Raw genomic sequence first — 13,730 nt, forward strand, 5'->3', positions numbered from 1 at the left:
CCATGAGTGCAATCGTAGATATCATCGGCCGCGAGATTCTGGATTCGCGCGGCAACCCCACCGTCGAATGCGACGTGCTGCTCGAATCGGGCACGATGGGCCGCGCGGCGGTGCCGTCGGGCGCGTCCACCGGCTCGCGTGAAGCGATCGAACTGCGCGACGGCGAAGCCGGCCGCTACAACGGCAAGGGCGTGCTGAAGGCGGTCGAGCACATCAACACCGAAATCTCCGAAGCCATCATGGGCCTCGACGCGTCGGAACAGGCGTTCCTCGACAAGACGCTGCTCGAGCTGGACGGCACCGACAACAAGTCGCGCCTGGGCGCGAACGCGATGCTGGCCGTGTCGATGGCCGTCGCGAAGGCCGCCGCCGAAGAAGCCGGCCTGCCGCTGTACCGCTACTTCGGCGGGTCGGGCGCGATGCAACTGCCGGTGCCGATGATGAACATCGTCAACGGCGGCGCGCACGCGAACAACAGCCTGGACATCCAGGAATTCATGATCGTTCCGGTCAGCCAGCCGACGTTCCGTGAAGCGCTGCGTTGCGGCGCGGAAGTGTTCCACGCGCTGAAGAAGATCCTGAGCGACCGCGGCATGAGCACGGCGGTCGGCGACGAAGGCGGTTTCGCACCGAACTTCGGCAGCAACGACGAGTGCCTGTCGACGATCCTGCAGGCGATCGAGAAGGCCGGCTACCGTGCGGGCGAAGACGTGCTGCTCGCGCTCGACTGCGCGGCATCCGAGTTCTACCACGACGGCAAGTACCAGCTCGCGGGCGAAGGCCTGCAACTGTCGTCGGCCGAATTCACCGACTACCTCGCGACGCTCGCCGACAAGTTCCCGATCGTGTCGATCGAGGACGGCATGCACGAAAGCGACTGGGACGGCTGGAAGCTGCTGACCGACCGCCTCGGCAAGAAGGTGCAACTCGTCGGCGACGACCTGTTCGTCACGAACACGCGCATCCTGAAGGAGGGCATCGAGAAGGGCATCGCGAACTCGATCCTCATCAAGATCAACCAGATCGGTACGCTGACCGAAACGTTCGCGGCGATCGAAATGGCGAAGCGCGCGGGCTACACGGCCGTGATCTCGCACCGCTCGGGCGAAACGGAAGATTCGACGATCGCGGACATCGCGGTCGGCCTGAACGCCGGTCAGATCAAGACGGGTTCGCTGTCGCGCAGCGACCGCATCTCGAAGTACAACCAGTTGCTGCGTATCGAGGAAGATCTCGGCGACATCGCGAGCTACCCGGGCAAATCGGCTTTCTATAACCTGCGCTAACGCGCTACTATCGGGTTCGTCATCTCGACGCCGCTCTGTGCCTGTGCGCGGAGCGGCGCTTCTTATATCTGCGTCTCTTACATGCGGCTTGTCACTGTCGTCCTGATTGCCTTGCTGGCGCTCATTCAGTACCCCCTATGGTGGGGACACGGCGGCTGGCTGCGGGTGCACGAATTGCGTCAGCAGCTCGACGACCAGCTCCAGAAGAACGCGGACGAGAAGCTGCGCAACGAGCGCACCGCCGGCGAAGTGCAGGATCTGCAGAGCGGCACCGCGGCGATCGAGGAGCGTGCGCGCTACGAGATGGGCATGGTGAAGGACGGCGAAGTATTCGTGCAGTTCGTGTCGCCGAATGCGCCTGCGGGGCCGCCGAACAACACGCCGTCGAATACGTCGACGCGCGGCGCCGTCTCCGCGGCGCCCGTGCGGGTCGTGCCGAATCCGCAGTCGATCGCGAAGCCGTCGCGCCATCATGGCGGCGACAAGGGCAAGGCGGCGCATCACTGAGCGCGATACGTTGGATGCATTGAAAAAGCGCGGGAAATGCCGCGCTTTTTTATTTCCTGCCAGTTTTCAATCGGTCGGGGCGATGCGTGCTCACCACCACCAGCCCGGATAGCCGTAACCGATGCCCGTGCCCCAGCGATTGCCCCAACCGCCGTAGTATCCGCCGTAGACCGTCACGGGCGGCGGCGAGTAATAGGCCCACGCGCGTGCGGCCGCTTCGGCCGCCATCGCGCTGTTCTGCTCGCGCAGGACCTGCTGGTCGATCTCGTCATAACGCTTGCGTTCGGCGCTCGACAGCACCGGCGGCTGGCCACCCGACGCGCTCGGTTCGGGCAGGCGGCTCAGGATCGTGGAACTCGGCGGCGGCATCGCGCAGCCGGCAAGCGCGAGCGTGCCGGCGGTCGTACTCGCCACGACAATGCTGCGGAGGGTGCCAAAGGGGCGGGGGCGATTCATGTGTTTCTCCTGCGGCGCGCCGACCGTGGAAAGCGGCTGGCACCGAAGGCCGGGCCTCCGGCGCCGGAGCCGCGCATGCGGCGCTCGTGCGTCATTATGCGCCCGTGCCGCGCCGGTGGCGGGCACGGGCGCGCGGCTCAGTGACGCTGGTCGGTCGCGGGTGCGATGCCGGTTTCGACGCCGGGCGCCGCGAACAGCTGCGCGACGTCGACCGGATCGAACTCGTAGCGCTGGTTGCAGAACTCGCAGTGGATCTCGACGTGGCCGCGCTCGACGATCACGCTGTCGACTTCTTCGCGACCGAGCATGCGCAGCATCGCGCCGACCTTCTCGCGCGAGCACGAGCACTGGAAGCGCGTGCCGGCCGGTTCGAAGTGCTGCACGTTTTCCTGCCAGAACAGCCGGCGGAACACCACTTCCGGTTCGACCTCGAGCAGTTCCTTCGCGGACAGCGTGCCGCCGAGCGTGCACACGCGCTCCCACGTGTCGATATCGGTTTCGGCGTTGCGCGGCACGATGCCGCCGTCGCCCGGCAGCTTCTGCAGCAGCATGCCGACCGCGCGGTCGCGATCGGCCGCGAGCCACAGCCGCGTGTCGAGCTGCTCCGAGTGATGCATGTAGTGCTCGAGTACCTGCGACACCGATTCGAGCGGGCCGTCGACGCCGTTCAGCGGCACGATGCCCTGGTACGGCTGCTGGCCGGGCAGTTTGTCGGCCGGATCGAGCGTGATCACGCAGCGGCCGTGGCCGCTCGCGTTGACGAGCGCCGCGAAACGCGTGTCGTCGCCGATCGTCTGCGCGGCGTCGCCCGAGAACTTCGCGGTGGCCCGCATCGACAGATCGGACCCGCACTGGACGACCAGCATCTGGACCGGCCCGTCGCCGAAGATCTGCATGATCAGGGTGCCGTGAAATTTCAGGTTCGCGGACAGCAGCGCGCACGCGGCCATCATCTCGCCGAGCACCGTGCGCACGGGGGCAGGGTAGTCGCGGCGGGTGAGTACTTCCTGCCACGTGTTGCGCAGCGAAACGATCTCGCCGCGCACGGGCGCCGCATTGAACATGAATTTCTGTAACTGGTCGCTCACTCTTCTTCCTTGAAATCCGTGCGAATCACCCGATCCGCACGAGTTGCTCCTTGAAATGCGCGCGTCGCTCGACATACGTCTTCGCGTTCGCACGCAGCCGCGCGACGTCTTCGGCCGACAGCTCGCGCACGACTTTCGCCGGTGCGCCGAGAATCAGCGAGTTGTCCGGGAACGTCTTGCCTTCCGTCACGACCGCGCCGGCACCGACCAGACAGTTGCGGCCGATGACCGCTCCATTCAAGACCACCGCCTGAATCCCGATCAGCGAACCTTCGCCGATCGTGCAGCCGTGCAGCATGGCCTGGTGCCCGATCGTCACGTTCTCGGCAATCGTCAGCGGAAAGCCCGGGTCGGTATGCAGGACCGCGCCTTCCTGGACGTTGCTGCCGGCGCCGACCGTAATCGGCTCGTTGTCGCCGCGAATCGTCGCGCCGAACCACACGCTCGCGTTTTCCTCGAGCACGACCTTGCCGATGATGGCCGCCGTATCGGCGACGAATACGCTTTCGTGGATCGTCGGGGCCGTCTCGCCCAGCTTGTAGATCGTCACGGAGTCTCCTTGTCTCTTCGATGATGGGCGCCGGTAGAATGGCGCGTCCGGTTTGCCCGGCGCGTGGCGCCGCGGAACAAACGCATATTGTAAACCGTCGCGTGCCTGTGCTCCCCCGACGCGTACGCAAGGTGTCCCTGTTTATGAGCATCGTGTCTTCTTCTTTCGGCCAGGTGCCGGCCTGCGTGCGCAGCATGGCGCTCGATGCGCTGTGTGTCGCCGAGCCGGCGGCCAAGGCCGCGCAGGTGCGCGCGCTGCACGATGCGCTGCGGGCTGGGCAGGCCGCGATCGCCCCGTCGCTTCGACTGCGCGAACCGGCCGGTCTGCCCGGCCGCCCGGCGCGGCCGCCGCTCGTCGAGCCGCGCCAGCTCGAGCGGCGCAGCATGCGGTCGCCGGAAGGGCGCGCCGTGCTGCTGCACGCGCTCGCCCATATCGAGTTCAACGCGATCAACCTGGCGCTCGATGCGGTCTGGCGCTTCGCGGGCCTGCCGGACGCGTTCTATGCGGACTGGCTGAAGGTCGCGGCCGAGGAGGCCTACCACTTCACGCTGCTGTCCGACCGGCTCGCGGCATTCGGACACGCATACGGCAATTTTCCCGCGCACAACGGGCTGTGGGAGATGTGCGAGCGGACCAAGGACGATGTGCTGGCGCGCATGGCGCTCGTGCCGCGCACGCTCGAGGCCCGCGGGCTCGATGCGTCGCCGCCGATCCGCGCGCGGCTCGTGCAGGCGGGCGACGATGCGTCGGCCGCGATCCTGGACGTGATCCTGCGCGACGAAATCGGCCACGTCGCGATCGGCAACCGCTGGTTCCGCCATTTGTGCGACGCAGCCGGCCGCGATCCCGTACCGACTTATCGGCAGCTCGCCGAGCAATACCACGCGCCGCGGCTGCGCGGCCCGTTCAATTTCGATGCGCGCCGCGACGCGGGCTTCGAGCAAGCCGAACTCGACGAACTGGCCGCGCAGGACGCGGCGGACGGACGTCCCGCGCCTTAGCCGGACCACGCGTTCGGGTGCGTCCTTGGTGGCTGCCGGCCGGCTCGCACGGCCGATCGACGGCATGCTGCCGGCAGGCCCCGGGACGACCTTGCCACTAGAGCGGTACTTCGATTGCCGGCCGCCGGGACCGGACTGTCGCCGCTATAATCGAACGACCATTCTTTTTTGGCGGCTGCGATGAGTGCCTCGAGTTCTGTTTCCGATTTCGTCACGGTGCGCGGCGTCCAGCTGCATGTGCGGCGCTGGGGCCGGCCCGATGCGCCGACGCTGTTCATGCTGCACGGCTGGATGGACGTCGCGGCGTCGTTCCAGTTCGTCGTCGACGCGCTCGCGGGCGACTGGCAGGTGATCGCGCCCGACGCGCGCGGCTTCGGGCTGTCCGACTGGCCGGTCGCGCGGCAGGGCGGCGGCCATTACTGGTTCCACGAGTACCTGGGCGATCTCGATGCGCTCGTCGACCGCTATGCGCCGACCGGCGAGGTCAATCTGGTCGGACACAGCATGGGCGCGAACGTCGTGTGTCTGTATGCCGGCGCGCGGCCGGAACGGGTGCGGCGCGTGGTCGACCTCGAGGGGTTCGGGCTTGCGCCGGCCCGCGCCGAACAGGCGCCGCGCCGGCTGCGCGGCTGGCTCGACGAGCTGCGCGAGCCGCCCGCGCTGCGGCCGTACGCGTCCCTCGACGACGTGGCGGCGCGCCTGATCAAGACCAATCCGCGGCTCGACCCGCGCCGCGCCGCGTTTCTCGCCGCGCACTGGTCGAAACGCGGCGACGACGGCCTCTACCACCTGCTGGCCGACCCGGCGCACAAGATGCCGGGCCCGCTGTTGTACCGGCTCGACGAAGTGATGGCCATCTGGAAGCAGGTGCGCGCGAAGGTGCTGCACGTCGAGGCCGTCAATTCGCCGACGCTCGCGCACCTCGCCGGCGACATCCCGCTGCCCGAATTCAAGGCGCGCTTCGACGCGTTCCCCGACTGGCGCGAGAAGCTCGTCGAGGATGCCGGCCACATGGTGCATCACGACCAGCCCGAGCAGATCGCGTCGCTGATCGAGGCGTTCTGCGCGTAGGCGCGTGGCGGCGCCGGCACGGCAGGCGGGCGGCGCAATTGCCGCGTTGCAGTAGAATGAGGCCTTACCTGCCATGCCGACGATGAACGCCGATCTCCACTGCCATTCCAATGTTTCTGACGGGTTGCTGTCGCCTGCCGACGTCGCGCGCCGCGCGCATGCGGGCGGCGTGACCCTGTGGGCACTGACCGACCACGACGAGATCGGCGGTCAGGCGGCGGCGCGCAGCGAGGCGGAAGCGCTCGGCATGCGCTATCTGAGCGGCGTGGAGATTTCGGTCACGTGGGCTTCGCGCACCGTGCACATCGTCGGTCTGCACATCGATCCCGCCCATCCGGCGCTGGTCGACGGCCTGTACCGCACCCGCCACGGCCGCGCGGCGCGCGCGCTGGCGATCGCGGAGCAGCTCGCGACGCTCGGCATACCCGGCGCGTACGAAGGCGCGCTGAAATACGTATCGAATCCCGATCTGATCTCGCGCACGCACTTCGCGCGCTTTCTCGTCGAGAACGGCCACGCCGAATCGACGACCGACGTGTTCGACCGCCTGCTCGGCGACGGCAAGCCCGGCTTCGTCCCGCATCGCTGGGCGTCCTTGTCCGACGCGGTCGGCTGGATCCGTGCGGCGGGCGGCGAAGCGGTGGTCGCGCATCCGGGCCGCTATCGCTATACGCCGGTCGAATTCGACGCGTTCTTCGGCGAGTTCATCGATCTCGGCGGTCGCGCGATCGAGGTCGTGACGGGCAGTCACACGCCCGACCAGTACCGCGAATACGCGGACGTCGCGCGCCGCTTCGGCTTCGAGGTGTCGCGCGGCTCGGATTTCCACGCGCCGGGCGAGGGCCGCATCGAGCTCGGCGGCCTGCCGCCGTTGCCGCCCGACCTGACGCCGGTCTGGGAGCGCTGGCTCTGACGCAGGGCGGCTTCGGGCCGCCTGCGTTGCCGCCGATGCGCATCCGACTTCTCCCTCTTTACGTGTCCCCATGTCCCAGTTCTTCAGGATTCATCCGGATAATCCGCAGCCGCGCCTGATCAAGCAGGCGGTGGAGATCGTCAGCAAGGGCGGCGTGATCGCGATGCCGACCGATTCGAGCTATGCGCTCGCGTGCCATCTCGACGACAAGGATGCGGTCGAGCGCGTGCGCCGGATTCGTGGCCTCGACGAGAAGCAGCATCTGTCGCTGCTCGTGCGCGACCTGTCGGAGCTCGCCAACTTCGCGATGGTCGACAACCGCCAGTATCGGCAGATCAAGTCGGTGACGCCGGGCCCGTACGTGTTCATTCTGCAGGCGACGAAGGAGGTGCCGCGCCGGCTGTCGCACCCGTCGCGCAAGACGATCGGGTTGCGCGTGCCCGATCACGCGATCACGCTCGCGTTGCTGGAGTCGCTTGGCCAGCCGCTGCTCGGCACGACGCTGATCCTGCCGCCGGACGACGAACCGCTGAACGATCCCGAGGAAATCCGCACGCGGCTCGAGAAGCAGGTCGACCTCGTGATCGACGGCGGTGCGTGTCCGCGCGAACCGTCGACGGTGATCGACCTGACCGGCGATGCGCCCGAACTCGTCCGCGCGGGGCGCGGCGCGCTCGAACCGTTCGGGCTCTCGGCCGCATGACGTGTCGTGCCATTTTTGCGCGAGTGCGCTTGTTACAATAACGCGATATGGATGCTTCCCTGATACAGACCATCGCCGTCTACGCGCTGCCCGTGATCTTCGCGATCACGCTGCACGAGGCCGCGCATGGTTACGCCGCGCGCCTGCTCGGCGACAACACCGCCTACGCGATGGGACGCGTGTCGTTCAATCCGATGCGCCACATCGACCCGCTCGGCACGATCGCGATTCCGCTCGCGATGTACTTCCTGACCGGCGGCGCGTTCCTGTTCGGCTATGCGAAGCCGGTGCCGGTGTCGTTCGGCAACCTGCGCAATCCGCGCTGGGGCAGCCTGTGGGTCGCGCTCGCGGGGCCGGCCTGCAACTTCGTGCAGGCGCTGGTCTGGGGCCTGCTGACCCTCGTGCTGCCGGCCGTCGGCATCGACGAGCCGTTCTTCACGCGGATGGCGTTCGCCGGCGTCAGCGCGAACCTCGTGCTCGGCGTGCTGAACCTGTTCCCGCTGCCGCCGCTCGACGGCGGTCGCATCCTGGCGGCGCTGCTGCCGACCAGGCAATCGATCGCGCTGTCGCGCATCGAGCCGTACGGTTTCATCATCGTCCTCGTGCTCGTCACGACGGGCGTGCTGACGAATTTCTGGCTGCGTCCGCTCGTCAACGTCGGTTACGCCGTCCTGAGCGCCGTCCTGTCTCCCTTCGCCTCGCTTTTCTAACGACAATCATGTTCCCAGAACGTATTTTCTCCGGCATGCGACCCACCGGGTCGCTGCACCTCGGTCATTACCACGGCGTGCTGAAAAACTGGGTGAAGCTGCAGTCCGAGTACCCGTGCTTCTTCTGCGTCGTCGACTGGCATGCGCTGACGACGCACTACGAGACGCCCGAGGTCATCGAGAAGAACGTGTGGGACGTGCTGATCGACTGGCTCGCGTCGGGCATCGACCCGGCGCAGGCGACGCTGTTCATCCAGAGCAAGGTGCCCGAGCATGCGGAACTCGCGCTGCTGCTCGGCATGAGCACGCCGCTCGGCTGGCTCGAACGCGTGCCGACCTACAAGGAGCAGATGGAGAAGCTGAAGGACAAGGATCTGTCCACCTACGGCTTCCTCGGCTATCCGGTGCTGATGGCCGCCGACATCCTGCTGTATCGCGGCTCGCTCGTGCCGGTCGGCGAGGACCAGGTGCCGCACGTCGAGATGACGCGCGAGATCGCGCGCCGCTTCAACTACCTGTACGGCCGCGAGCCCGGTTTCGAGGAGAAGGCGCTCGAAGCCGCGAAGAAGCTCGGCGGCAAGCGCGCGAAGCTCTATCACGAGTTGCGTAACGCGTATCAGCAGGAAGGCGACGACGAGGCGCTCGAACAGGCGCGCGCGATGCTGCAGGAATCGCAAAGCCTGTCGATGAGCGACCGCGAGCGCCTGTTCGGCTATCTCGAAGGCGCACGCAAGATCATCCTGGTCGAGCCGCAGGCGCTGCTGACCGAAGCGTCGCGGATGCCGGGCCTCGACGGGCAGAAGATGTCCAAGTCGTACGGCAACACGATCGGCCTGCGTGAAGACGCCGAGACGATCACGAAGAAGGTCCGCACGATGCCGACCGATCCCGCGCGCGTGCGCCGCACCGATCCGGGCGATCCCGACAAGTGCCCGGTGTGGCAGCTTCACCAGGTCTATACGGACGAAGCGACGCACGAATGGGTGCAGAAGGGCTGCCGCTCGGCGGGCATCGGCTGTCTCGACTGCAAGCAGCCGGTCGTCGAAGGCATCCTGCGCGAACAGCAGCCGATGCTCGAGCGTGCGCAGAAGTACATGGACGATCCGTCGCTGTTGCGCGCGATCGTCGCGGACGGTTGCGACAAGGCGCGCAAGTACGCGACGGAAACGATGCGCGACGTGCGCGACGCGATGGGCCTGTCGTACAACTGATCCGGCGCATGAGCGAGTCCGTCATCGCCGGCGCATGAGCGAGTCCGTCATCGCCGCCGCGGGCGGCCACGTCGGCCAGGCCGAGCCGTCGCGCTGGGTTGCGCAATGGGCGCGGCTCGTGCCGGCCGGCGGGGCGGTGCTCGACGTCGCGGCGGGCGGCGGCCGCCATGCGCGCTGGTTCGCGTCGCGCGGGCATCCGGTCGTCGCGCTCGACCGCGATCCGGCCGCGCTGGCCGCGTTGCGCGCGATTCCCGGCGTCGCCGCTCGCGCGGCCGATCTCGAAGGCGCGCCATGGCCGCTGCCGGCCGGCGAGCGGTTCGCGGCCGTGATCGTCACGAACTATCTGCATCGCCCGCTCTGGCCCCATCTGCTCGCTGCCGTGGCGCCGGGCGGCGTGCTGATCTACGAAACCTTCGCGCAAGGAAACGAAACGGTCGGAAAGCCGTCCAACCCCGCGTTCCTGCTCGCCCCGGGCGAGTTGCTGGACGCCGTGCACGGCCATCTGCGGGCGGTCGCGTACGAGGACGGTTTCGTCGCCGCGCCGCGCGAGGCGTTCGTCCAGCGTCTTTGCGCAGTGCGCGAGGGCGCGACCCCAAAGGCGGGGGCGGGAATTCCACGTTACGAACTGCCCGGCTAATCCGCTACAATCTCAATGTTTACCGGTACACAATCAATCGCGTTTCATGGCTAACGGCACCCAAGACGGCATTCAAATCCGCGGCAGCATCCCCGCGATCGTCACCCCGATGCTCGAAGACGGCAGTCTCGACCTGCCGGCGTTTCGCAAACTGATCGACTGGCACATCGCGGAAGGCACCGATGCACTCGTCGTCGTCGGTACGAGCGGCGAGTCGGCAACGCTCAACGTCGAAGAGCACATCCTGATGATCCGCACGGCGGTCGAGCATGCGGGCAAGCGCATCCCGATCATCGCGGGCGCGGGCGGCAACTCGACCGCGGAGGCGATCGAGCTGACGAAGCACGCGAAGGCGGTCGGCGCGGACGCGACGCTGCAGGTCGTGCCGTACTACAACAAGCCGACGCAGGAAGGCATGTACCGCCACTTCCGGACGATCGCCGAAGCGGTCGACCTGCCGGTGATCCTGTACAACGTGCCGGGCCGGACGGTCGCGGACATGGCGCACGAGACGACGCTGCGCCTCGCGCAGGTGCCGGGCATCATCGGCGTGAAGGAAGCGACCGGCAACATCGATCGCGCCGCCCACCTGATCAAGGCCGCGCCGAAGCATTTCGCGATCTACAGCGGCGACGATCCGACCGCGATCGCGCTGATGCTGCTCGGCGGCCACGGCAACATCTCGGTGACCGCGAACGTCGCGCCGCGCGCGATGAGCGAGCTGTGCCGCGCGGCGCTGGCCGGCGACGTGCAGACGGCCCGTACGCTGCACATGAAGCTGCTGTCGCTGCACAAGAACCTGTTCATCGAAGCGAACCCGATCCCGGTGAAGTGGGCGCTGCAGGCGATGGGCAAGATGCAGGGCGGCATTCGGCTGCCGCTCACGGCGCTCGACGAGCGCTGCCACGATGCCGTGCGTTCGGCCCTCGTCGAGGCCGGCGTTCTCGCCTGATGCCGAGGCGGCCGCGTCCTGCGGCCGCCGGCTCGACCCCTGATCAACCCGCACCGGCCGGCTCCGTCCGGCGCCGCTCCTGACGAGCGTTCTAGCAAGACGAAGGATTTCATGAAACGTTTCGCCTTTTCCTCTCGTGCCGTCCAGTTGTCGGTGATGGCGCTGGCGCTGGGCGCGCTCGCCGGCTGCGATACGCTGAACGACTACCTGGCCCCTGACCGGGTCAACTACAAGAACACCGGCTCGGCGCCGCCGCTCGCGGTGCCGAGCGACCTGAAGCCGGTGCCGACGACGCAGCAGTTCGTCGCGCCGCCGACCAATGCCGGGCTCGGCACGCTGCCGCCGCGGGCCACGACGCAGGCCGGCAACGCGACCGACGGCATCCCGAGCGCGCAGGATCCGCTCGGCATGCACATCGAGCGCGACGGCGATCGCCGCTGGCTCGTCGTCGACGGCCGGACGCCCGAGCAGCTGTGGCCGATCTTGAAGGAGTTCTGGCAGGAGAACGGCTTCTCGCTGAAGACCGATGCGCCGTCGACGGGCATCATGGCCACCGACTGGGCCGAGAACCGCGCGAACATTCCGGACGACTGGTTCCGTCGCACGATCGGCAAGGTCATCGATTTCGCCTATTCGTCGGGGACGCGCGACCGCTTCCGCACGCTGGTGAACCGGACGTCGGACGGCAACACCGACATCTCGATCACGCACAGCGCGATGGAAGAAATGATGGTCGGCCCGCAGGGCGGCACGTCGTCGCGCTGGGAAGAGCGTCCGCGCAACCCGGTGCTCGAAGCCGTGTTCCTGTCGAAGCTGATGCAGAAGTTCGGCCTGACCGACGCGCAGGCGAAGCAGTTGCTGACCGATGCGCGCCCCGCGACGGCGCCGGCGCAGGTCGCCGACACGAGTGGCGGTGCAGCGACGCTGCAACTGGCCGAGTCGTTCGACCGCGCGTGGCTGCGCGTGGGCCTGGCGCTCGACCGGACCAACTTCACGGTCGACAATCGCGACCGCGAGAAGGGGGTCTACACCGTGCGCTACGCGAACTCGATGGAAGAGCTCAAGCGTGACGGTCTGTTCGGCAAGCTGTTCTACGGCGGCCCGTCGGCGGCCAAGCCCGGCAAGGAATATCTGATCAACGTGCGCGCGCAGGGCAATGGCGGTACGCAGGTCGCCGTGGTCGGCGCGGATGGCCAGATCGACAACTCGTCGGACGCGCAGCGGCTCATCTCGCTGCTGCACGCGCAACTGAACTGAGCGCGTGCGATTCGCCAGCCTCGGAAGCGGCAGCGAAGGCAACGCGCTGGTCGTCGAGGCCACGAGCGGCACGACGACCACCCGCGTGCTGCTCGACTGCGGCTTTTCCGCCAAGGAGGTCGAGCGCCGGCTCGGCCGACTGAATCTCTGCATCGCCGATCTCGATGCGATCCTCATTACCCATGAACACAGCGACCACGTCGGCAGTGCGCTGACGCTCGCACGCCGTGCGTCGCTGCCGCTCTACATGAGCTGGGGCACCGCGCGCGCGGTCGGCGCGGACGAGGCCGATGTCGATCTCCACGTGCTGTGGGGCGACGAGACGGCCGCGATACGCGACCTGGCCGTGATGCCCTATACAGTCCCCCACGATGCGCGGGAACCGCTCCAGTTCGTCTTCACGGACGGAAGCCGCCGGCTTGGCGTGCTGACGGACGTCGGGATGGCCACGCCGCACATCACGGCCGTCCTGAGCGGCTGTGACGCGCTGGTGCTCGAATCCAACCACGATACCGCGATGCTGGCCGCCAGCCGCTATCCGCAGTCGTTGAAGGCGCGGATCGGCGGCAACCACGGCCACCTGAGCAACGCCGCGGCGGCGGACATCCTCGCGTCGCTCGAACGCAGCCGTCTCCAGCATCTGGTCGCGGCCCATCTGAGCCAGCAGAACAACCTGCCGGAACTGGCTCGCCAGGCGTTTGGCGGTGTACTGGGGACGGACGGGGAGGACGTGATCGTGGCCTCGCAGGACGCGGGCTTCGACTGGCTGATGCTCGTGTGAGCGGGCAGGGGTTGATGCGGCAGCTTCAAGCGGCTGCCGGGCGCTCGATTCGAAAGCGGCAGACGTAAAAAAACCGGCCCTCGGGCCGGTTTTTTTCAGCTGATGCTGAAGGCTTACTGGCTTGCGCCCGAAGCCGGAGCAGCCGTCGCTGCCGAAGCAGCCGACGCCACTGCAGCAGCAGCGTCGCTCGCAGCAGCCGTTGCCGACGAAGCAGCAGCCGAAGCGTCGCTCGCAGCACCAGCAACTGCCGAAGCAGCCGACGAAGCAGCAGCAGCCGCGTCGCTTGCAGCCGACGAAGCAGCTTGATCAGCGCTCTTGTTGCAAGCAGCCAGTGCAACAGCAGCCAACAGGGAAGCTACGAGGAGGGATTTCTTCATGATCACGTCCTTTTATGGTTAAAGGTAAGCAACAGCGCGAAACAATACCGGTAATGTGCTCCAACACCGACCTGGGCCGCTGGTGGAGACGCACTTCTAGAGCGTGAATCTTCCCTACGGCTTGGGCGGAAATTATATGCACTTTCCTATCGACCGTCGACAAATGCGGGGTCAATACGTTGTCTTTCCCATACAGAATTTGATCTGTACGGGCATACGGGGCGACTCAC

17 protein-coding genes are annotated in these 13,730 nt (G+C 67.2%); 13 read left to right on the plus strand and 4 right to left on the minus strand.

Annotated features, from left to right (window positions below; translation table 11 throughout):
• Window positions 1-2: 2 nt before the first annotated feature.
• Together eno and ftsB are read left to right on the plus strand one after the other, a co-directional pair.
• On the plus strand, window positions 3-1,286 hold the full coding sequence (eno, locus tag WS95_RS32215) for a phosphopyruvate hydratase (protein WP_006478406.1): 1,284 nt from the start codon (window positions 3-5) through the stop codon (window positions 1,284-1,286).
• 81 nt (window positions 1,287-1,367) lie between these two features.
• Window positions 1,368-1,793, plus strand: a complete 426-nt coding sequence (ftsB, locus tag WS95_RS32220; protein WP_034207737.1) for a cell division protein FtsB — start codon at window positions 1,368-1,370, stop codon at window positions 1,791-1,793.
• Window positions 1,794-1,883: 90 nt separating this feature from the next.
• On the opposite strand, the gene WS95_RS32225 is transcribed toward ftsB, so the two are convergent.
• The 3 genes from WS95_RS32225 to WS95_RS32235 form a co-directional block, all read right to left on the minus strand.
• Entirely contained in the window at window positions 1,884-2,249 is a 366-nt protein-coding gene (locus tag WS95_RS32225) for a hypothetical protein (RefSeq protein WP_034207736.1), read from the minus strand.
• A gap of 137 nt (window positions 2,250-2,386) precedes the next feature.
• Complete coding sequence (gene hslO, locus WS95_RS32230; RefSeq protein WP_059828279.1) at window positions 2,387-3,337, minus strand: Hsp33 family molecular chaperone HslO; 951 nt, start codon at window positions 3,335-3,337, stop codon at window positions 2,387-2,389.
• A gap of 25 nt (window positions 3,338-3,362) precedes the next feature.
• On the minus strand, window positions 3,363-3,887 hold the full coding sequence (locus WS95_RS32235) for a gamma carbonic anhydrase family protein (protein ID WP_034207734.1): 525 nt from the start codon (window positions 3,885-3,887) through the stop codon (window positions 3,363-3,365).
• 143 nt (window positions 3,888-4,030) lie between these two features.
• Between WS95_RS32235 and WS95_RS32240 the strand changes: the two genes are divergently transcribed.
• The 11 genes from WS95_RS32240 (at window position 4,031) to WS95_RS35450 (ending at window position 13,429) form a co-directional block, all read left to right on the plus strand.
• On the plus strand, window positions 4,031-4,888 hold the full coding sequence (locus tag WS95_RS32240; RefSeq protein WP_059828281.1) for a ferritin-like domain-containing protein: 858 nt from the start codon (window positions 4,031-4,033) through the stop codon (window positions 4,886-4,888).
• 180 nt (window positions 4,889-5,068) lie between these two features.
• Entirely contained in the window at window positions 5,069-5,959 is an 891-nt protein-coding gene (locus WS95_RS32245; protein WP_059828283.1) for an alpha/beta fold hydrolase, read from the plus strand.
• An 82-nt stretch (window positions 5,960-6,041) separates the two neighbouring features.
• On the plus strand, window positions 6,042-6,872 hold the full coding sequence (locus tag WS95_RS32250; RefSeq protein ID WP_034207938.1) for a 3',5'-nucleoside bisphosphate phosphatase: 831 nt from the start codon (window positions 6,042-6,044) through the stop codon (window positions 6,870-6,872).
• Window positions 6,873-6,942: 70 nt separating this feature from the next.
• Window positions 6,943-7,575: an L-threonylcarbamoyladenylate synthase gene (locus tag WS95_RS32255; protein ID WP_006478414.1), complete on the plus strand. Its 633-nt coding sequence runs from the start codon at window positions 6,943-6,945 to the stop codon at window positions 7,573-7,575.
• 47 nt (window positions 7,576-7,622) lie between these two features.
• On the plus strand, window positions 7,623-8,285 hold the full coding sequence (locus WS95_RS32260; protein ID WP_034207732.1) for a site-2 protease family protein: 663 nt from the start codon (window positions 7,623-7,625) through the stop codon (window positions 8,283-8,285).
• A gap of 8 nt (window positions 8,286-8,293) precedes the next feature.
• Window positions 8,294-9,496 (plus strand): tryptophan--tRNA ligase, encoded by a 1,203-nt coding sequence (locus tag WS95_RS32265; RefSeq protein ID WP_006487046.1) that lies wholly within the window; start codon window positions 8,294-8,296, stop codon window positions 9,494-9,496.
• A gap of 34 nt (window positions 9,497-9,530) precedes the next feature.
• Window positions 9,531-10,133, plus strand: coding sequence for a class I SAM-dependent methyltransferase (locus tag WS95_RS32270; protein WP_059828285.1), 603 nt, complete (start codon window positions 9,531-9,533; stop codon window positions 10,131-10,133).
• Between the two features lie 46 nt (window positions 10,134-10,179).
• On the plus strand, window positions 10,180-11,085 hold the full coding sequence (dapA, locus tag WS95_RS32275; protein WP_034207730.1) for a 4-hydroxy-tetrahydrodipicolinate synthase: 906 nt from the start codon (window positions 10,180-10,182) through the stop codon (window positions 11,083-11,085).
• Window positions 11,086-11,196: 111 nt separating this feature from the next.
• The gene (bamC, locus tag WS95_RS32280) at window positions 11,197-12,342 is read left to right on the plus strand and encodes an outer membrane protein assembly factor BamC (RefSeq protein WP_059782934.1); all 1,146 of its coding nucleotides are present in this window, start codon (window positions 11,197-11,199) and stop codon (window positions 12,340-12,342) included.
• 4 nt (window positions 12,343-12,346) lie between these two features.
• Window positions 12,347-13,123, plus strand: a complete 777-nt coding sequence (locus WS95_RS32285; RefSeq protein WP_059828287.1) for an MBL fold metallo-hydrolase — start codon at window positions 12,347-12,349, stop codon at window positions 13,121-13,123.
• A gap of 102 nt (window positions 13,124-13,225) precedes the next feature.
• Window positions 13,226-13,429 (plus strand): hypothetical protein, encoded by a 204-nt coding sequence (locus tag WS95_RS35450; RefSeq protein WP_006487056.1) that lies wholly within the window; start codon window positions 13,226-13,228, stop codon window positions 13,427-13,429.
• Here WS95_RS35450 and WS95_RS36175 read toward each other — a convergent pair whose 3' ends face one another.
• Entirely contained in the window at window positions 13,430-13,675 is a 246-nt protein-coding gene (locus WS95_RS36175; protein WP_011657350.1) for a hypothetical protein, read from the minus strand.
• Window positions 13,676-13,730 lie beyond the last annotated feature (55 nt).

Source organism: Burkholderia sp. MSMB1826, from assembly GCF_001526325.1.
GTDB lineage: Bacteria > Pseudomonadota > Gammaproteobacteria > Burkholderiales > Burkholderiaceae > Burkholderia.